This is a genomic window from Lysinibacillus sp. NPDC096418 (assembly GCF_044762775.1).
Taxonomy (GTDB): Bacteria; Bacillota; Bacilli; order Bacillales_A; family Planococcaceae; genus Lysinibacillus.
The window spans coordinates 36,070-56,795 of the sequence record NZ_JBIWEY010000015.1; the positions used below are offsets into that span (position 1 = coordinate 36,070).

Here is a 20,726-nt window from a genome sequence, read left to right on the forward strand (position 1 = left end):
TAAAAAAAGCAGTGCATATTAGAATTCTAATATGCACTGCTTCTTTTTAATATTGTAATAGCATATTGAACAACACGACAATAATAACTAGCGGCACGAAAGACGCCATGAGTACACGGTAAGTAGAATAAAAGCCTTGTCCCATATTACTACCTACCAATAATTCTGTTTTTACAAACTCTTTATTCACCACGTATGTAATAAAAATCGAAATAAATAGGTTACCAAGCGGCAGCATTAAATTCGACACTAAAAAGTCTGTCGCATCAAATATGCTTCTTCCGAAAATCAATACATTTGCTAATACACTCGATGATAACGCTGCCGGAATTGCAGCGATGAATACCACAACGCCAAGTAGCATCGTTAACTTCGCTCGTGACATGTTCCACTTTTTAATAAACGCAGCTACAATAATTTCATACAAACTAAACGATGATGTTAGTGTCGCAAATAAGAAAAGTAATAAAAATAACGCCAAGAACAATTCTCCAAAAGGCATTTGACTAAATGCAGCTGGTAACACCATAAATAGTAGCCCTGGTCCAGCAGCTGGTTCTAAATCAAAAGCAAACACAACCGGGAAGATTGCTAGGCCTGCTAAAAACGACACCAGTACCGTTAGCGAAACTACTGAAACCGCCGAATTCACCAAACTCACATCCTTTTTCAAGTATGAGCTATAGGTTACTAAACATGAGAATCCCACTGCTAAACCGAAGAAAGATTGCCCTAACGCTTCTAGTATTGCTCGACCTGTAATATGCGTAAAATCAGGCCATAAAAAGAATTTAACACCCTCCATCGCTCCATCTAACGTAAGCGCACGTACTACTAGTACGATAAAAATAATAAATAATAATGGCATCATCCATTTACTCATCTTTTCAATGCCATTCTGCACACCTAACGAAATTACTATGACATTCGCAAGCGTGAATATAGCAAGGCCGGCTAATGTAATCAACGGCGTGCCAATTATTTTAGCGAACAATGCATTCGGGTCAACAGCAGGATCGATAATACTTCCTGCCACACCAAGACCACTGTATATAAAAATCCAACCGCCTACCACACTATAAAAAGTTAGTAGTAGGAAACAACCAAGGACACCCATACGACCAACCCAAGCCCAAGCCGGTTTATCAGGAGCAACTTTTTTATATGCTGTCACTGCTTCTGATTGTGTGCCACGTCCTAAAATATATTCAGATAACAACATCGGTAAACCAATTAATAGTGTAAACAAGACGAAGATCAGAAAAAATGCTCCGCCCCCACTTTGCCCCGTGACGTAAGGTAGCTTCCAAATCGCACCAAGTCCGATTGCTGCCCCCGCCGAGGCTAAAATAAATCCTAACTTACTAGACCATTGCCCATTTTTCTCACTCATCTAATCAAACTCCTCAACTCTCTATACTCACTCTCATTCTACATGAAAAAACACAACTAAAAAACCCCTGAGTGCGAATGCTCCCAGGGATTAACATATTATTTTGATAAATACATCTTACGTTGTTGCTCTACCCACTTACGCATTGTTGTATATAAAAACGCCATAATGAACGTAATCAATACACCTTTTACAAGGTTGAATGGTAGAATACCCGCGACGATCATAGTATATAACGAATCTCCAACAACCGGTTCCATCCCTAAGAAGTACGTATACATTGGTAAGATTAAAACATAGTTTAATATACTCATCCCAATAGCCATCGTAATAGTTCCTAAGATTAAACCACTTACAAGACCAATCATTGATTTAAATCGATTAAAAATAAATGTTACTGGTAAAATAAATAAAATCCCTGTCGCAAAGTTTGCGATATGACCAACTGGTACTCCTGTTGGTGTGCCTGAGAAAACCCAGTCTAGGACATTTTTAAATAATTCTACTAAAATACCTGCCATAGGTCCCATTGTGATTGCCGCCATAAGTGCAGGCATATCACTGAAATCCACTTCTAAAAAAGCTGGAAATGGTGGAATTGGGAAATTAAAAAGCATTAGTAAAAACGAAATACTACTGAGCATGCCAATCGTAATAAACGATTGTAGTTTGACATTTTTCTTCATTGAAAAGCTCTCTCCTCTTTGCTGATTCAATCTTGCAAGAAGAAAGGCAACGACACTATCGATTCCTGTTAACGAAAAAAACCCTATGCAAAAAGCATAAGGGAGAATAGGCATGATTAAAAAACGCCATTTATAGCCATTTTTTTGCGCAAACTGTGTAAAAATATACACTTAAAAAAACGTCCACACACAGCTATAATTCGTAACAACGAATGACGATCGTACCTCCATCTTCTCCCATCCAGACTGTAACTGTCGGCCTTGGAATTACACCAAGTCAGCCATGCAAAAAAATTTGCACAGGTCGCGGGCTAAAGAGTAGTATTGTAAATTTTCGAGTTTGTGTAGTTTTAGACTATACAAGCAATTTACGACTCTATTACCGCCGGTCGGGATTTTCACCCTGCCCCGAAGATGAATCAATATTATTTTTTATCTTACAACTTTACTATAATGAATTATGAGTAAAAAGTAAATACTTCCGCTCTAAAATTATTCCAATTTATTTACTATGCATTAAATACCATTCTATACTTACAAAAAAACAGCTACCCTAAATGGATAGCTGCTCCTATACTACTGCATATATTGTTTATTAGCTCCCATTGGCATCGGCAAATACTCGTTAAAATTAAATCCTTCCCAGCTGTCTTGTACTAGATTTTCAAGACGTAATTGTTGATCAAAGCTTGCTGCTGTCAACATCATTGCTTCCACTAACTGTGTTGCCTGGACCGCACCTAGTACGGTTAAATCTAACGGAGTATCAAACGTCACAATAACACCATCTTTTGCCTCTGTCACAGCAAAAGTCACCTTTTCTGGTACAACTGGCACATAAATATCATCCTTTTTTAGATGCATTCCCTGAAGTGCTTCTGTCACTGTTTCAAATGTTTCCCTGAAATTCGGTGATAAATATTCTACACCGTTCTTTTCTTTGAGCAAGTAATAATTGTAGTGATTAACTATCCCTGTCATTTGTATCGGTTCACTCGGTTCACCAACCTGTGAAAACTCGTATGCTTTCCCCTCAGCTGTTTTCACCGCGACCTCTTTATAATCTGAGAATGTATCTTTTAATGAACCTGTGTACATGTTCACTGTTGCCGAGGCTCCATCATACTCATTTTCCTCTGGTAATACGTGTACAAGCGTCTCTCCCTGCTCTTTTAGCTCTCCCTTATACGGATGATACTCTGCAAATCCCATTGCCTCTTCATCAATTTGCGGTGCATACTTTTCATATAATTGGAGGGTAGTTGGCTTTACATCACCAAAATCAGCTACGACACGCTCATTAGGTATAACAAAAGTAACCGGTACACTTTCTGCAGCGCTACTGGCTAAACCAATGCGCAATGCTGTAGCTTCCGTTAAATCCTCTTCATAAACAGATGTACGTAGTGACATCATGCGTGTATCATTAACAAAAGCATCCTTGTCCATCAAAGCATTTGCTTTTTCAACACTCTCTGCTTCGTCAGTTTGCACAGTTGAATAGCTTTCGGCTTTTATACTTTCCTTATCTCCTGTTGAATTATTATTCATTATCATACCGACAAGTAATGTGAGTACAAAAACTGAAGCGATACTTATAAAAACAGGTATTTTACTATTCTTACGGCTTCTTTTCGCCACGACAGCCCTTTCCTCTTGGATGGAAGCGGTCTGTTGACGTTGCTCTTGTGGTATTTCTATTGGTTCTATCGGTTCGTCTATCGCTGCCTGCAAATGCGTATTATCTTGTAGACGAGCATCTGCCAGCAGGCGGTTTAATACATCTTCTTTTGATCTGGAATCAGGAAGCTTCGGGGCGTTTTTCATTAAATTTTCTAGTTGGTCACCATCGAAATCTTTATGAGTCATTGCCACTTCGCCTCCTTCTCTCTCTCATGTTGTAACTGTTCTCGTAAAACTTTAATTGCACGAAATTGAGTCGTTTTCACTTTCGCCTCAGTCCAATCAAGTATTTGCGCAGTTTCTGATATCGATAACTCTTGGAAAAAGCGCATTACAATGACCATTTTTTGATCCCCAGTACAATTTTCAAGTGCCGCCTCTAATTGTTGGAATTCATCACTTAGTAATAGAGTATCTTCTGGTGATGGAGTGGATGAACGTAACTGTTCTGTTTCCCAGTCAAAATAATCTAATGAATGTTTTTGGCGTACCGCTTGCTTTCTGAAATGGTCAATTGCTACGTTTTTTGCTATTGCAAAAAGCCATGTTTTTTCACTACTTTTCCCCGTAAATTGATCGTATGATCGAAGTACACGAACATATACTTCATGCGATAAATCCTCTGCAAGCAAGCGATTTTTCACTAGATAAATAAGGAACTGGAATACATCTTGGTGGTAAGCATCGTATAATCGATGGAACACGGAGTCATTCACAGCACTCCACCTCCGTTCTCATAGTATTTGTCGTCTAACATCCATATAAGTTACATACCTTATTCAAAAGGTAAATAAAACGTAAATGTCGTGCCTTCTCCCACCACACTATCGACCATAATATTACCCGAGTGTGCCTTGACGATATTTCGAGCAATAGCAAGCCCAAGACCTGTACCACCTTTTGAGCGAGTACGTGCCTTATCTGCCTTATAGAAACGTTCAAAGACATACGGTAAATCTTCTTGAGGAATACCATGTCCAGTATCTTGCACCGAAATTTTTGCAAATGTAGGCTCTTGCTCAACTTTTACCGTTACAGAACCCGTATCGGTATGACGAAGTGCATTATCTACTAAATTCGTTAATACTTGCTCAATGCGATCCTCATCAATACTAATAACGGCATCTGCATCAAACTCACTGTCAAACACTAGCTGTACATGCTTTTCCTTCGCTACTTGCGCGAATTTTTGTGTAATACGTTCGAATGTTGAGTTAATCGGTAATTCGTCTTTATAAAGCGTCATATGCCCCGATTCCATACGCGCTAGATCGAGCAAGTCTGTCACTAGACGGCCCATTCGCTTGGACTCATCATAAATAATTTTCGTAATTTCGTTCCGTTCCTCTTGATCTTGAATAAAATCATCCATAAGTGCCTCAGAGTAGCCCTGTAGCATCGAGATAGGCGTACGTAGCTCATGAGATACATTAGCAATAAAGTCTGAACGAAGCTTCTCTAAGCGATGTTGCTCCGTCATATCACGGATAACCGCAACCGCCCCACGAATCAATTCTCCGCTATATAGAGGACTAATCGTAAATGTATAATAATTGCCGTCCATTTCAATTTCCTCTTCTAGCTTATCTTCAAACATTAAGACGTGGTCGAGCATATGGTACAACTCTGGTGGAATTGGCTGTTTACTTTGTGAGCCCTTATTGACAAACCACTTTTGCATTAAACGCTCTGCTGGTGGATTGCTCAGTAAAATTGTGCGATCACGATTAAATGTAATAACCGCATCCGTCATGGACGTTAATATATTCGATAGTTGTTCATTTTCCTGATTGATGACTTCTAAATTATGCTTCAATTGACGCCCCATTTGGTTAAACGCGACGGCCAGTTGACCGATTTCATCACTTTGTGTCGTTGGCATTTTCGCCTCAAAGTTCCCTTTAGCAATTTCAAAAGCCAGTTCTCGCATTTTACGTAATGGCGATGTAATTCGCGAAGATAGGAAAAATGCAAAGAACGTCGTTAACACAAAAGCAATGAACGCAGATAGAAAGACAATTTTCGTCGTTTCCTTAGATGTTTTATGTAGTGCATCTGGACTTTGATAAATAAACACCGCACCATGTACTTCATTTTCCACATTCAATGGGAACCCTAGTACTACATATGATTCCATTTTCCCCTCATCTGTTGAAGACGGCATCATCATTTCTTTAATGACCGGCTCGGCAGATTTAAAAATCTCATGAAATGCTTTGTTTGCTAGTATCATGTCTTGTATTTCTCGTTTATTGACGCCCTCTTGCATACCAAACGACACTTCTTGATTACTTAAAGCAATTAATGCATTCGTGCTTTCAGGTAAAATATCTGATAATAATTCCGAAGTTGTTTCGGCTGTTTCATTATCATCAAGTATACTTGCGACCGTTGCAGCTGTTTGACGTAGGGAGCTTTCTGCCTGTTGCATGTGATAGTTTTGGAGAAACTCAAGCATTAAAACCGTGAAAACAAACAATACAAATGAAACGAGAAGCAATATGGTTACCCATAGCTTCCCGACAACACTGTTCCATATTCTATTCATTGACAACCTCAAATTTGTATCCGACGCCCCAAACAGTGACAATCATTTTGGCAGCATTTTCAGATACACGATTTAGCTTTTCACGTAAACGTTTTACATGTGTATCCACTGTACGTAAATCTCCAAAGAAATCATAGTGCCAAACTTCTTTTAGTAGTTGTTCACGGTCAAATACTTTGTCTGGTGATTTCGCTAGGAAGTAGAGTAACTCATACTCTTTTGGCGTTAGGTTCACTTCGATACCTTCTGCTGTTACACGGTGTGCATCATGGTCGATCATTAGATGTTGGAACACAACTAAATCTTTTGAAGTAGATGCATTAGTTGTTGGTGAAAATGCTTGTGAACGACGTAAGATCGCCTTAACTCGTAGCACTACTTCACGTGGACTAAATGGTTTAACAATATAATCATCTGCACCTAGCTCGAAACCTTGTACACGGTTTGCTTCCTCGCCTTTAGCAGTTAATAAAATAATTGGCGTTGCTGTTCGTTCACGAATTTCTCCGCACACTTCAAGCCCATCTTTTTCAGGCATCATAATATCGAGTAAAATACAGTGATAATCTTTTTCCAAAGATTTCTCAATCGCTTCGTTACCGTTCTCAGCTTCATCAACTTGGTACCCTTCACGTTCAAGATACATTTTTAAAAGGCGGCGAATACGATCCTCATCATCTACAACTAATACTGAAATATTTTCTGACACTTATACGATCCCTCTTTTCCAATCTTTCTCTAGCTTCTATTGTACATTGTACAAGTCATAATGAAAAGTAAAGAAAAGCCTTCTGGCTACAGCAAGAAGGCTTTTCTTCCTCTATTTTTACCATCAAAAACCAACGAAGGTACTCATTGTTAAAATTGGGTAAAATTACTACACCAAACTACTTACGATGATGCGTACGAGTGTAAACCAGCAAGGATTAAATTAACAGCAATAAGGTTAAATAAGATAATACCAAAACCAATTAATGCTAACCAAGCTGAGCGTTCACCTTCCCACCCTTTCGATAGTCGAAGGTGAAGGAATGCAGCATAGAATAACCACGTAATAAGTGCCCACACTTCTTTTGGATCCCATCCCCAGAAGCGACTCCATGCGATTTGTGCCCAAATCATCGCAAAGATTAATGCTCCTAATGTAAATACTGGGAATCCAATAAGTACTGAACGATACCCGATTTCATCAAGTAATTGTAAGTTTACACGTTTTACAAGCGGCTGGAAAATCGCACTAATGCGACGTCTTGCAAGTAAACGAATTACCCAATATAAAATTGTACCCATTAATAATGACCATACTACTGTAGTTAATTTTTTTGCATTGATTAATGCAGGCATTTCTACTAATGGTGACATGCCATGTTCTTCTACTGCTTCATATTGATGCATACCGAATATTGGTGGCATATTGTAAATGATTTGACGCACATTTTCTTCTTTATCAACATACGTGTATTTCGATTCGTAATCCATCGCACTGAATGCAGATGAACCGACTACGAAACCTATTACAACTACTAAGCAGTACATAACTGCTTCTAACCAAAAACGTTGCTTCGATTTTTTTGATAGATCCACAACTTTTAATAAATAAATTAACCCCGCTACAGCACTAATCGCCAAAATCGATTGACCAAGCGCTGCAGTAATAACGTGAATTGTTAACCAGTGACTTTGTAGTGATGGCACTAACGGACTTACTTCAGTCGGGAACATTGCTGCATATGCAATAATTAGTAGTGCAACAGGCAATGCGACTAAACCAAGAGCCGTCATACGATAAATAAAGAATATTAATATAAATGATGCCACAATGAACATCCCAAAAGCGGTCGTAAATTCGAACATATTACTAACAGGCGCATGTCCTGTATGAATCCAACGTGTAATGAAATAACCTAATTGAGCAAGGAAACCGATAATCGTTACAACGATAGCAACCTTGCCCCATTTATCTGTGTTTTTGCCAGTTGCATTTGATTGTTTAATGGCACCACCAAAAAATAGTGTTGCCACTAAATAAGCGATAAATGCAACATATAGCAAATTTCCACTTAAATCAATTAAACTCATAAGGTGTTGTCACCTTCCCCTTTTTTATTGCCACTACTTGTGGACGCTTCGTCTTCCGCAATCTTATCAAGTTGATCTGTATATTGTGGTAGATTGGCAAATTCAGCTACTGCATCTAAGTCTTTCTTCATGCTAAACATATTTTTATTAACATGAGCAGCCATAATAACTCGACCATCTGGTTCGACTTGCAACCAAAGACGTCTATGATTCCAATAAGAACCGATTGCCACACCAATCATAAAGATAATACCACCAACGAATAAAATCGGAATCGTGCGGTCTTTACGAACAGTAAAATTAGACACATTCAATGTCTCTACACCTGCAAATTTCATTTGATACTTGGTTTCGCCAAGTGGCTCCATTGTTTGTCGGATCGCAACAAAGCTTGTTTCACCATTTGGTGTTTCAGGCGTCGTCATCTTAAAAATAAATGCTGGATTTACTGGCGAAGACGATTTCGTTTGTGGCGCACCATTTTCAAAACCATCGAAATCTGGCGTATAAACCAATAGCTGAACTGATGCACCATTTCCTAAATCATATTCTTTTTTAGGATTTGTTAAATCAATTTCAATTGTACCTAGCGATTCTTCAGTTGCTTTGTTCACTAAATTAAAATTCATTTGTTTCAAATCATCCTGTCGATAATTCATTTGATAGAGCGCAAAACCCGCTTCTTTCAATGGATGATTGACACGAATGGAGTAATCTTTTACTTTTTCGAGATTATCTATATCCCCAGGAATAGCATCTTTTGGTTGTTTGTATAATGTGATGTCTGTTTGGAAGTTTTTCGCAACAACATTGACACCTTGCTTCACCTGTTCACCCTGCGGCTTATTATCATGCGTTTCTAATATAAATTTACGGTTTTCAATAAAGTAGCCATCCATCCCTGAAACAGCACGTATTTCACCTTCGCGTATCCAAATCGATTCATCTACGTAAAAACCTGGTACTAAACGCAACATAACACCTGTTAAAAAGATTATAAGACCGACATGATTTATGTATGGGCCATATCGAGAAAAACGGCCACGTTCTGCTAGCAGCGCACTACCATCCCGACGCACGTTGTATTTCATTTCTTTCATTTTTTTCTCGACTTTATTCAGTGTTTCTTCAGCATTTTCTACCTGTCCCTCAGCTACGATACGTTGACGTTTCAAGAAACTTTCATGGCGTTTGACACGCTGATTCTTAAGTGATTTATACAGCGGTATACCACGGTCTAAACTAGCAACAATAATTGATACCGCGAGCATACCTACCAATATTTGGAACCACCATGTACTATATAAATCTGATAGTCCTAATTGATTATAAACTTTACCAAACCAACCATACACTTTCTCGTAATAGGCTGGTTTGCTAACATCAGGAGCATTCACATAAATTTCTTGCGGTAGAATTGTTCCGATTGACGCAGCAACTAACGTAATAATGATTAGTGATATCCCTACTTTTACACTGGAGAAGAAATTCCAAATTTTATCGATAATCGTTTTATTGTACGTTTTCGAACGAATTGCCGTACCGTCATAGCGCATATCAACAACTTTATTTTGTTTTTCTTCTTCTGTTAAAGGACGACCACATTTTTCACATAGCTTCGTGCCGTATGGATTAAGATGACCACATGCACAAGTGATATTTTCCATCGTCATTAACTCCTTATTCCGGCTTTATTAATTCCATATACGATGCGATATTCGCTTCTGTCATTTCACCTGTAATAATTTTCACTACTTTACCCTCTGGATTGACTAAGACTGTAGCAGGTAAGTATCCTACGTTATAAGCATCTCTCACACTTTTCGTTTTGTCGATTACAACAGGGAATGACAAATCATATTTATCAACAAAACTCTGCACCTCAAAATCTGTTTGTGCAATATTCACCGCTAAAGTTTGTACACCTTGATCTTTAAAGACTTTGTATTGCCTGTCCATTGCCGGCATTTCTTTTGCACAAGGCTTACACCATGTACCCCAGAAGTTTAAAAATACCCCCTGGCCTTTATAATCTGAAAGTTTATGTTTCTCTCCATTTAAATCTATTAACGTGAAATCCGGTGCGTCAGATCCAACTTTTACTAACTCAATTTTATCCTTTGTTGCTGAGCCATATACCGTGTAGCCAATCGCTAGAACTAAAATGGCTAAAATAATAGTACGTAAGATCAGGCGCTTTTTCTTTTTTTCCATGTTAATAAACCCTCCTTTTTACCAAGGTGCGCTATTCTCACCTATTATAGCAAAATGATACAATTTCGCTTAGTTATTAATTATGAATGATTTATGAACGTTTTCATCACAAAGAAAGTGAAAACAACACTTTGTATAAAGAAGGCTACCGAAAAGTGATTTTCACATAAAAACCTCAGAGCTAAATCGTTTGCTCCAAAGTGAGAATTATGCAAATAATCACAATAGAAAATCAGTTATGTTAATTAACAAATTTTCATCATTTCTAATAAAGTGGAAGGTTGATTTTCGCTACAGGATGCTCGCTTTCCGCAGTCAAGTACTGAACTGCGCACCGATTGCGATGCTCCGTGCATGGTCTCGGTTCACTTGTGTTACCCGTAACAAGCTTTGCTCTGCGACGAAAGCGAAGCGACATAAGTATACTCTGCTACAATCAACCTAAAATGTCGTAATCTACTTTTGTATTGAATAAAAAATCAACCCTGCAGTAAACAACAACCTACTACTCCACTATTCAGCACACCTAATAGAAAATTCTATAGTATAGCTTTTCTATACCTTCTTTGTACAGTGATATTTCCACTTTCTAAGCTTAATCCACTTAATTTCCGATTTGTCCTGTTTCTGCAAGCACTCGTAGTTGTTTAACTTCATGCTTCGATAATTGGCGATATTCACCTGGTGCTAAACCGTATAAATCTAAGAAAGCAAAGCGTTCACGTTTTAGTTTAACAACAGGTGTACCAATCGCTTCGAACATACGACGCACTTGACGGTTACGACCTTCGTGGATTGTAATTTCACAAATTGCCTTACCCGCTTGTTCGTCAAAAGACGTCATACTTACTTTTGCCGGTGCTGTTTTACCATCTTCTAACTTAATACCACGCTGTAGTTTTTTTAAGCCTTCGACAGTTGGCACACCTTTTACACGAGCGATATACGTTTTATCGATTTTAAATTTCGGATGTGTCAGCATATAGGAAAACTCGCCATCATTTGTCAGAAGTAATAACCCAGATGTATCATAATCAAGACGTCCCACTGGAAAAATACGTTCCGGAATATGCTTAAATAAATCTGTGACAGTTTTGCGTCCTTTATCATCTGTTACTGCAGAAATCGTGGCACGTGGTTTATATAATAGGAAGTACACTTTATTTTCTTTTTCAAGTTTTACACCCTCTACCTCTATTGTGTCAGAATTTGAAACCTTTGTACCAAGCTCCTTCACAACAACACCATTCACTTTTACTTTACCTTCTACTATCAATTGCTCTGCCTTACGTCTTGATGCTACTCCAGCGTATGCAATGACCTTTTGTAATCTTTCCATAACTTCACCTCTAAATCAAATTTGCCTGTGGCTTTTACTTTATTTGATAGGCATTTCATCGCCTTTTAAATAAAGTTATTTTTCCCGTTAATCTGTGAAAATTATGTCATACTTTCGCACAATATTAAAGGGAAACTAATTATACTTAAGTAATGGGATTATTCTAAATACTACAATATTCGACATTTACATGAAAAAAATCAGTGGATCGCTACTTCCGATCCACTGATTCAACGCTTACGCGCTTAGCGTAAATACGTTCTTCACCAAGAAAAATTGACAAAACTGCTTCTTTACGCTTTCTAGAAATATGCAGCACCTGTCGTACCTTGGATTTCTCTTCCTTGTTTAGTTGTAACTGTATTGGTTCCTCCAAACGAATAGAAAACTTGTCATTCACTTTGTATTTCCCTTTTTTTACAACTATTTCAAGGTTATAATCTTGCCAGACTCCATTTGCAAGACTACGATGCACTTGCCAATCATTTGATTCATTCAAAGTCACGACAATGCACGTTTGCCCGTCCTTTTGAAAAGCCGTCGCAAGTGTTCGACCTGCCACTTTTGTATAGCCAGTCTTACCAGCATACGCTGAACCAGTCGACGTTTTTAATGATGAGACTGGTCTTTCATCGTCTTCTTCTGTATCACTAACAGGGCCCGAACTTTCTCTTACTAAACGATGCTTATTTTCCCAGAGCATGCCATTCGTCGTATCCGCTCTGAATAAAACTGTCGAAGCAATTTTTTCGAATTTTTTGTTTTGCAGGGCGATTCGTAGCATTTCAGCTGTATCCCTCGCCGACGATAAATGCTCATCATGATGTAAACCTGATGGATTCATAAAGACTGTCTTTGTAAGTCCAGCAACAACAGCTCGATCATTCATAAGTCGCACAAAACCTTCTACTGAGCCACCGACATGCTCTGCTAAAGCTGTTGCCGCATCATTACCAGAACGCAACATTAATCCGTAAAGCAGCGTTTCTACCGTTACAGTTTCTCCTGCTTGCAAATAAATCGATGAACCTTCTGCTGTTGCTGCTTTCGCTGAGATGACAACTTCCTCGTCGAGTGCACTATTTTCAATTGCAACAAGTGCCGTCCAAATTTTCGTTAAGCTCGCAATCGGTAGTCTACTATCCTCGTTAACACCCGATAGTATCCGACCAGTTTCACCGTCAATTACAACATGTCCGCTTCCACCCCTTGCAAAACCTGTACTCGGGAACGCCAAACATATGAACAATACAATACATAACACCCACTTAAATTGCCGTTGCAACTAGCCACTCCTTATTCACATAAAATTTAACTAACATGAGCAAATTCGGAAACAATTATTTCCGTTTTATTGTGGTGTAAGAGTTTTCCGCAGGCACATCGTAAGTCGCAACCGCCGCTACAAGCTCCATCTAGCAGTATGGAAATATTAGTAATTATTTTTGCTCATTTAAAGATTTAGGTTACTTTGCCTCGCTAAAAGTTTCTTGGAATTTCGTTAAAAATAAATCTGTTTCTTGTTCTGTCTCACCTTGCTCACTCTCAGGTAATAATGGCATTTCTTCTATACTATTTAATCCGAAGTAGTTTAAGAACTCTTTTGTTGTGCCATATAAAATCGCACGACCTGTCCCTTCTGAACGCCCTACTTCTTTAATCAGTCCACGAGAGGCTAGCGTTTGTAATGGTCGTTCGCACTTCACACCACGTAAATCTTCTATCGCTACGCGCGTAATAGGCTGTTTGTATGCAACGATCGCTAGCACCTCAAGCGACGCCTGTGACAATGACTGTGCGGTAGGATTTTCGACTAATCTTTGAATTGTCTCGGCAAGTTCAGGCTTTGTTGTGAGCTGATAAACACCTGCAATTTCTTTCAGCATGATGCCTTTTGTTAAATCTTCTTCATACGCTGTTGATAGCTCCTCGATGGCCTCTGCTACAAGTTCATCGCGTTCGCTCAATAAATTTGCCATCTGCTGAATCGTTAAACCATCATCACCAACAACAAATAATAATGCTTCTATTCTACTATGCAAATTCAATTGCTTCGTCATCATTCCAATCCTCCTTCTGTAATGTGACGGTTAGTTCTTCAAAGTTTCCACCCTGCTCCACTACGACTACTTGGCGCTTCATCAGTTCAAGCAGTGATAGAAACGTTAGGATGAGCGTTGGCTTATCCTCGTAGGGAAACAGCTCGAAAAACGATGCACGTCCACCTGTCAGACGTAAAGAATCGATTACGGAGCGCATTTGATCTTTAACTGATCGCTCTTGCCTCGCGATTGTCGTCTTTAATGGTTTTTTCAATTTCTTGCGGCGCATTAGTTTTTGAAACGCCCCAAGCATGTCGTAAATATTAACATTTAAATCAAATAACGCCATCTGTTCGTCTGGTGCTAATGCTGATAAATCTGTCGGTGGGCGTGTAAATACTTGTGCACGTTCCGTTTCAAGCTCTTGTAAATTACTTGCCGCTTCTTTGTACTTTTTATACTCTACTAATCTTTGTACAAGCTCATCACGAGGGTCAGGACTATCGACTTCGAATTCCGTCTCCTCTAATTCACCCTCATGGATTGGCAATAGCATACGGCTTTTAATGGCAAGTAAAGTGGCTGCCATCACTAAGTACTCGCTCGCCTCATTTAACTCAAGTACTTGCATGGCATGTATATGGTCGATATATTGTTGTGTAATTTCAGCCATTGGAATATCATATATATCGATTTCCAATCTGTGAATTAAATGCAATAATAAATCGAGAGGCCCAGAAAAGGCTTCTAATTTTACTTCGTAAGACATGTTGTATCCACCCTGACATCAATCAATTATGCCTCGACATGATTACGTCCTGATTTTGAATGGGTAACTCCCCCTCAAAATCTATGAAATCCGCCAGAAGCTCTAACTTAATTCAGCTAACGTTGAAAGCCCGTTAAAAGGAGCCAAAAACTGTGTTTATCGCATCACCTTTAATAACTACTGAATAAAGTTAAGTCCATGTTTTAGTATAGAGGAAAGGAGCCAAAAATGCATCCACAGCACCATACTTTGTTTATCGATTACTGCGCATATTTTAATGGGAATGAAGATTTTTTTGAATGTCATGAAGTACTAGAGGAATATTGGAAAGATATAGCACCAGGTGATAAAAATCATCCTCTTGTCGGCTTAGTACAATTAGCAACTGGACTTTACCATTGGCGACGTGGGAACCAAATTGGTGCCACACGTATTTTACAAAAGGCACTCAAAAACTTTGAATTCAACAAGGAAAGTGTATTTTATGAGTTTCTTGACTTCGAGACATTACTCATTCAAACAAAACGAGCCATCGAATGTTCTAAAGATAATGGTGAATTTTATGCTTTCAAATTCCCCATTACACAAGAGCTACAGCCCTTGGTGACAGCACGCATAAATACTTTACCTACTACCGATAACGAATATCTTCTTCATAAACATATGCTACGTGACCGCTCACATATTCTAGCTGAACGCCTAGAAAACAAACAAAGAAAAAGCAGACGTTAAAGCTCGTCTGCTTTTTCTTTGTTTTCGTCTGTGCAATCAATACACTTTTGAACGAATTCTCTTGTTTCATCAGTAGCGCGTACGTTCTCATATTGGCCAAGTTCTGCCACTTCCTGCACCATCTCAGTTGCCACACCCTCACCTCTGTAAGATGGGACAACGGAAACATGCTGAATCGTGGCTGTCTCATTGTTCAGCACAAGGCCGATTATACCAACATATTCATCATTCTTTTTCCATAAATATAAAATCCAATTATCATCAGTTTCATAGGATTGGATTGTCTCTGTGAGCTTTTTTATGTCTTTTTCGTTAGGCATAAACGAGAGTAGCCCCATCGCTATTTTCTCGAAAGCTTTTTTATATCGAATTAACATAGTTGTATTCCCTCTTTTTCTAGCTGTACATAATCTTTGACTATCCTACACGATTTGTACTTTTACCGCAAGTAGAGCTTCTTCCTTACGAACCAGGACCAAGAATTCCTTTTGAAGCTAACAACCAGTAGACAACGCCCCACAACAAAACAAAAGTCGTCATGGATGCTAATAATACCCATTTATTTTTCCTCAAATTTACTCACCCTTTTTTAACGTTAGAGGGAGGTCGTTTTGTACAAGATCTTCATAACTTTCACGCTTAACCGCTAATTGATGTTCGCCATTTTCTACAAACACCACAGCTGGACGTGGTACACGGTTATAATTGCTCGCCATTGAATACCCATAAGCACCTGTACAGAAGATGGCTAATACATCACCAGAAGCAGCTTCTTGTAGTTTTGCATCAATAATCAATTTATCGCCCGATTCACAAAGTTTACCAGCTACCGTGTATGTTTCTTCTTTCGAATCATTTGCTTTACTTGCAATGACCGCTTCATATTTTGCATCGTATAGAGCTGGGCGAATATTATCACTCATCCCACCATCGACAGCAATATATTTTCGTACATCTGGAACTGTTTTTTGTGAACCAATTGTATAAAGTGATGTTCCTGCATCACCAACAAGGGAACGACCTGGTTCAATCCAAATTTCTGGCATTGTAAGACCTAGTACAGTTGCTTTATTCTTCACAACTGTAATCATATCTTCTACATATACTTGTGGCTCAAGCGGCGCATCTTCTTCCGTGTAACGAATACCGAAGCCCCCACCCAAGTTTAACACAGTACATGTAAAATCGTGAGCCTTATTCCATTCAGAAATTTTGTCGATTAATTTTCCCCCTGCTAAACCGAAGCCAGCTGTATCAAAAATTTGAGAGCCGATATGGCAGTGTAATCCTAGTAGCTCTAAATATTCATGATTGAATGTTTGTTTGAACGCTTCATCTGCTTGACCATTATGTAAATCGAAGCCAAATTTAGAATCAGCTTGTCCAGTTGTAATGAAATCATGCGTATGTGCTTCCACACCTGGTGTCACACGTAATAAAACACGCATTGGTTGTTGACGACGCTCTGAAATTTCTTTTAATAACTCAATTTCATAGAAATTATCAACAACGACACAGCCAATTTTAGCGTCAAAAGCTTGCTCTAATTCTGCAATACTTTTATTGTTACCATGGAAATGAATACGCTCTGATGGGAATCCAGCTTTCAATGCTGTAAATAATTCTCCACCAGAGACAACATCCAATGATAAATTTTCTTCCGCAGCTAATTGATACACTGCTACACATGCAAATGCTTTTGATGCATATGCCACTTCTGCTTTTACACCTAGTTTTTTAAATGTATCGATAAAGCCGCGAGCGCGCTTACGAATAAGTGCTGTATCGTAAACAAATAGTGGCGTACCGTATTGTTTTGCAAGCTCAAGCGTATCTACTTGTCCAATAGTTAAATGACCATTTTCAGAAATTGCTTGTGTCCCATATAAATGCATGTGCATCTCTCCCTTTTTCACATCATTCAATTTTGTGATAATTTTTTAAAAAATCACAAAATACTATAGAAGAACTTTATCACATGCAAAATATGAGTGCAATGCCAGCTATGACCTTTTTCGCTGCTTGGAACCGACAATATAAGGTCGAAGAGCATCGTCTGTCATCGGGAATCGAATTAAGACACGAAGCATCGCCTTGGGAAAAAATGGTACAAGCGGCCATAAATACGGCGCTTGCAAAGGACGCAATGAACATAAATACGTGAACAATAAGAACAAGCCCACGAATAGTCCATTTACACCCCATAATCCTGTTATCAGCAACAGTGCAAATCTAAACATCTTTATCGAAATACTCAACTCGTAAGATGGAATTACAAATAAGAAGATCGCAGCTACAGCTGTATATAAAACCACCTCGGAAGAAAATAGCCCAACATCAATAGCAATCTGCCCAATTATTACCCCTGCCACTAAGCCCATTGCGGTAGATAATGGCGTCGGGGTATGAATGGCGGCCATCCGCAAGAATTCAATACCGATATCCGCTATAATTAATTGAAGTAATAATGGCACATTGGATTTTTCTTCAGCACCTAAAAACGACAGTGCCTCAGGTAACAAGCCCTCCTGTGTCACACACACATACCAAACCGGCAATAATAATAAGCCCATCACTGTACCAAAATAACGGATAGATCGAATAAATGTACCGACCGCAGGGGCCTCCCTATATTCTTCAGCATGTTGCAACAAATGGAAAATTGTAACAGGCACTAAAATAACGGAAGGTGACGTGTCTACAACAATGGCAATATGTCCTTCGAGTAAATGAGCCGCTGTAATATCAGGGCGCTCAGTATAACGGACAAATGGCACAGGGTGAAACTTTTGTTTGAATAGCCATTCTTCTAAAGATTTGTCTGCCATTGTCAACCCATCATGATTGATTTGTGAAAGTCGCTGACGTAATTTATCCAGAATTTCCTCATTCACAACATCTTTCATATACGCGAAGGCCACATCTGTTTGGCCAATCTTGGACACTTTATGCAACTCAAATCGTAAATTACTATTACGAATACGTCGACGAATAAGTGCCGTATTTTGCATAATCCCTTCTGTAAATCCGTCCCTTGAACCACGAATTACTTTTTCATTATCTGGCTCCTCTGGCGATCGACCTGGATAATTACGAAGCTCCGCAACGTAACAGAAACCATTCTTCGTTATAAACGTTACTTGACCGCTTAAAATTGCAAGTAAATATGCCTTCCGCTCAGTTTCCTCTGAACGACCATAAAAATTGAAGTAAGCCTCAAAATATTCCTTTTCATCTTCAATATCTATCTCAATATCTTCATCTGGTAATAAGTTGGACGAAATTTCCGTTAGTATTTCCCCGTCTACAAGTCCACTAATATAGGCACACAGTACAGGTAAATTTTTGATAAACATATGCTTTATGCAAACGTCAAAAGATTCACCATCGCCGAATTGCTCTTTTAAAAATTCTTCCGCTTCTTCTAAGCTGTTAAATAACTTATTTGTCATGCTGTCACCATTTTCTTAGATGTCGTTTTTTACTTCCCGATCTGCCTTCGTGCTAGTCGCCATCCAGCTCTTTAGCTGTGCCAATATCTTTTTTTCTAAACGTGAAACTTGCACTTGTGAAATACCGAGCCTATTGGCAATTTCTGACTGCGTACAATCAGAAAAATAGCGCAAGTATATAATCGACTGCTCCCTTTGATCAAGACGTGCTAGCACTTCTTTCAACGGAATGTATTCAAATGGTTGTTCCGATTTTTCATCCTTCATTTGATCCATTAATGTAATGGAATCCCCTTCACTTTCAAATAATTGCTCATGCAAAGAAGCTGGATCTCTTAATGCATCAGATGCAGTCACAATCTCCTCCGCGGAGACACCAAGCACTTCTGCTAATTCTTGAATTGTAGGAGGATGCTCATTTTGTTTGATAAATTCATCAGTTGCATGACGAATTTTAAAATTCAGCTCTCGAATTGAACGACTGACTTTCACCATACCGTCATCCCTCAAGAAACGCTGAATTTCTCCGATAATCATCGGCACAGCATACGTCGAGAATTTCACTTCATATGATAAATCAAATTTATCGACTGATTTCATCAGCCCGATACAGCCAATCTGAAATAAATCTTCGAGCTCAACTCCACGTGTTGAAAAACGTTGGACGATGGACCACACAAGTCGCGTATTGCCTTCAATCATTCGCTTTCGTGCTTCCTGATCGCCCTGTTGTGAAAGTGCGATTAACTCTCGCATTTCCGCCTGAGACAATAGCTTTTCGGACGACTGTTCTAGTGGCTTCACGATAGCACCCTCACATGACCGCCGTGCGAACCGAATAAAACTTTTTGGAGAATGTGACAGTCGTCCCTTCCTGCCACTTGGACATTACAGTTAACTGATCAGAGAAACTATCCATGATTGTGAAGCCCATACCAGAGCGCTCCATCTCACTCTTTGTTGTAAATAATGGCTCCATGGCCTGACTAACATCTTCAATACCTACTCCCATATCTGTGACAGACACCGTTACAACATCGTCAACGCGTTGTGCACGAACAGTAATCACACCACGTCCATCTTCTTCATAGCCATGGATAATAGCATTCGATACAGCTTCTGATACAACCGTTTTAAACTCTGATAGTTCATCAATCGTTGGATCTAATTGTGCAATAAAGCCTGTCACAGCCACACGTGCCAAGCCCTCGTTTTCACTAATTGCTAAAAATGATAATGTCATTTCGTTATCCATTTACAATCCCCCTCACGCGTTCAATCGCTTCTTCTTCTGTCGCATCTACCATCCAAGGACCTAGCCCCGAAAACTGGAATACTTTGCGCATCGTTGGCGACGGATTTAATAGTATTGTCCGGCCAGCTACAGCCTCGAGTTCTCGCATACGACCAAGTACTAAACCAACTCCTGAGCTATCCATAAAAGAAAGCCCTCCTAAATTCCAAATAACTGTCGATACTGCACCTTGAAATATTGCTGCAGATATTTTCGATCGAATTTGCTCCACCGCATGGTGATCTAACTCTCCATATAAACGTACAACTACTGTATCTCTTGAAACCATTTCCATTTGAAATTGCATGAACATCGCCTCCTTCTGTGCAATTCCACATCAGCTGTGGTGATTCCTTGTGACTGACAAAACTAGTTCATATCTTTCCAAAACAGTGTCAATTCGACATACTTATGGCTTAAGTATAGGAAAAATAATGATGTTTTAAACGTGATGCATAATTTTTACATGAGTTTTTATAGCTCCTTGTACTTTAC

At 39.0% G+C, this 20,726-nt stretch carries 20 protein-coding genes and 1 riboswitch; of the genes, 1 reads left to right on the forward strand and 19 read right to left on the reverse strand.

The window, feature by feature from the left end:
- Positions 1 to 46: 46 nt before the first annotated feature.
- The 13 genes from ACIQZG_RS12865 to ACIQZG_RS12925 form a co-directional block, all read right to left on the reverse strand.
- A complete protein-coding gene (locus ACIQZG_RS12865) occupies positions 47 to 1,393 on the reverse strand; it encodes a sodium-dependent transporter (protein WP_402755590.1) in 1,347 nt (448 codons plus the stop codon).
- Between the two features lie 98 nt (positions 1,394 to 1,491).
- A complete protein-coding gene (locus ACIQZG_RS12870; RefSeq protein WP_402755591.1) occupies positions 1,492 to 2,079 on the reverse strand; it encodes an ECF transporter S component in 588 nt (195 codons plus the stop codon).
- A gap of 225 nt (positions 2,080 to 2,304) precedes the next feature.
- A riboswitch (FMN riboswitch) is annotated at positions 2,305 to 2,499 on the reverse strand.
- Positions 2,500 to 2,655: 156 nt separating this feature from the next.
- Positions 2,656 to 3,948: an RNA polymerase subunit sigma gene (locus ACIQZG_RS12875; protein ID WP_402755592.1), complete on the reverse strand. Its 1,293-nt coding sequence runs from the start codon at positions 3,946 to 3,948 to the stop codon at positions 2,656 to 2,658.
- Positions 3,945 to 4,478, reverse strand: coding sequence for an RNA polymerase sigma factor SigX (gene sigX / locus ACIQZG_RS12880; protein WP_402755593.1), 534 nt, complete (start codon positions 4,476 to 4,478; stop codon positions 3,945 to 3,947). Before sigX ends, ACIQZG_RS12875 begins: the two co-directional genes overlap by 4 nt.
- Positions 4,479 to 4,537: 59 nt before the next feature.
- Positions 4,538 to 6,310, reverse strand: a complete 1,773-nt coding sequence (locus ACIQZG_RS12885; RefSeq protein ID WP_402755594.1) for an ATP-binding protein — start codon at positions 6,308 to 6,310, stop codon at positions 4,538 to 4,540.
- Positions 6,303 to 7,019: a response regulator transcription factor gene (locus tag ACIQZG_RS12890; protein WP_402755595.1), complete on the reverse strand. Its 717-nt coding sequence runs from the start codon at positions 7,017 to 7,019 to the stop codon at positions 6,303 to 6,305. Before ACIQZG_RS12890 ends, ACIQZG_RS12885 begins: the two co-directional genes overlap by 8 nt.
- Positions 7,020 to 7,201: 182 nt before the next feature.
- Positions 7,202 to 8,389, reverse strand: coding sequence for a c-type cytochrome biogenesis protein CcsB (gene ccsB / locus ACIQZG_RS12895; protein WP_402755596.1), 1,188 nt, complete (start codon positions 8,387 to 8,389; stop codon positions 7,202 to 7,204).
- On the reverse strand, positions 8,386 to 10,056 hold the full coding sequence (gene resB, locus ACIQZG_RS12900) for a cytochrome c biogenesis protein ResB (RefSeq protein WP_402755597.1): 1,671 nt from the start codon (positions 10,054 to 10,056) through the stop codon (positions 8,386 to 8,388). The genes ccsB and resB overlap by 4 nt, the downstream gene beginning before the upstream one ends.
- A gap of 13 nt (positions 10,057 to 10,069) precedes the next feature.
- On the reverse strand, positions 10,070 to 10,603 hold the full coding sequence (resA, locus tag ACIQZG_RS12905; RefSeq protein WP_402755598.1) for a thiol-disulfide oxidoreductase ResA: 534 nt from the start codon (positions 10,601 to 10,603) through the stop codon (positions 10,070 to 10,072).
- Between the two features lie 604 nt (positions 10,604 to 11,207).
- On the reverse strand, positions 11,208 to 11,942 hold the full coding sequence (locus ACIQZG_RS12910) for a pseudouridine synthase (protein ID WP_402755599.1): 735 nt from the start codon (positions 11,940 to 11,942) through the stop codon (positions 11,208 to 11,210).
- A gap of 211 nt (positions 11,943 to 12,153) precedes the next feature.
- Positions 12,154 to 13,197: a D-alanyl-D-alanine carboxypeptidase family protein gene (locus tag ACIQZG_RS12915; RefSeq protein ID WP_402755673.1), complete on the reverse strand. Its 1,044-nt coding sequence runs from the start codon at positions 13,195 to 13,197 to the stop codon at positions 12,154 to 12,156.
- Positions 13,198 to 13,408: 211 nt separating this feature from the next.
- Positions 13,409 to 14,002: an SMC-Scp complex subunit ScpB gene (scpB, locus tag ACIQZG_RS12920; protein ID WP_402755600.1), complete on the reverse strand. Its 594-nt coding sequence runs from the start codon at positions 14,000 to 14,002 to the stop codon at positions 13,409 to 13,411.
- Entirely contained in the window at positions 13,977 to 14,753 is a 777-nt protein-coding gene (locus ACIQZG_RS12925) for a segregation/condensation protein A (protein ID WP_402755602.1), read from the reverse strand. The genes scpB and ACIQZG_RS12925 overlap by 26 nt, the downstream gene beginning before the upstream one ends.
- Before the next feature lie 228 nt (positions 14,754 to 14,981).
- Between ACIQZG_RS12925 and ACIQZG_RS12930 the strand changes: the two genes are divergently transcribed.
- A complete protein-coding gene (locus tag ACIQZG_RS12930) occupies positions 14,982 to 15,485 on the forward strand; it encodes a DUF309 domain-containing protein (protein WP_402755603.1) in 504 nt (167 codons plus the stop codon).
- On the opposite strand, the gene ACIQZG_RS12935 is transcribed toward ACIQZG_RS12930, so the two are convergent.
- The 6 genes from ACIQZG_RS12935 to spoIIAA all read right to left on the reverse strand — a co-directional run bounded on the left by ACIQZG_RS12935 (position 15,482) and on the right by spoIIAA (position 20,538).
- Complete coding sequence (locus tag ACIQZG_RS12935) at positions 15,482 to 15,862, reverse strand: GNAT family N-acetyltransferase (RefSeq protein ID WP_402755604.1); 381 nt, start codon at positions 15,860 to 15,862, stop codon at positions 15,482 to 15,484. The two genes, ACIQZG_RS12930 and ACIQZG_RS12935, sit on opposite strands and share 4 nt — an antisense overlap.
- 198 nt (positions 15,863 to 16,060) lie before the next feature.
- Positions 16,061 to 17,380: a diaminopimelate decarboxylase gene (lysA, locus tag ACIQZG_RS12940; protein ID WP_402755605.1), complete on the reverse strand. Its 1,320-nt coding sequence runs from the start codon at positions 17,378 to 17,380 to the stop codon at positions 16,061 to 16,063.
- A 108-nt stretch (positions 17,381 to 17,488) separates the two neighbouring features.
- The gene (locus tag ACIQZG_RS12945) at positions 17,489 to 18,937 is read right to left on the reverse strand and encodes a spore germination protein (RefSeq protein ID WP_402755607.1); all 1,449 of its coding nucleotides are present in this window, start codon (positions 18,935 to 18,937) and stop codon (positions 17,489 to 17,491) included.
- Between the two features lie 15 nt (positions 18,938 to 18,952).
- Positions 18,953 to 19,693, reverse strand: a complete 741-nt coding sequence (gene sigF, locus ACIQZG_RS12950; RefSeq protein ID WP_402755674.1) for an RNA polymerase sporulation sigma factor SigF — start codon at positions 19,691 to 19,693, stop codon at positions 18,953 to 18,955.
- A gap of 58 nt (positions 19,694 to 19,751) precedes the next feature.
- Positions 19,752 to 20,192 carry an anti-sigma F factor gene (gene spoIIAB, locus ACIQZG_RS12955; protein WP_402755609.1) on the reverse strand — a complete coding sequence of 147 codons (441 nt, stop codon included), beginning with the start codon at positions 20,190 to 20,192 and terminating at the stop codon, positions 19,752 to 19,754.
- Positions 20,185 to 20,538, reverse strand: a complete 354-nt coding sequence (gene spoIIAA / locus ACIQZG_RS12960) for an anti-sigma F factor antagonist (RefSeq protein WP_402755610.1) — start codon at positions 20,536 to 20,538, stop codon at positions 20,185 to 20,187. Before spoIIAA ends, spoIIAB begins: the two co-directional genes overlap by 8 nt.
- Positions 20,539 to 20,726: the final 188 nt, after the last annotated feature.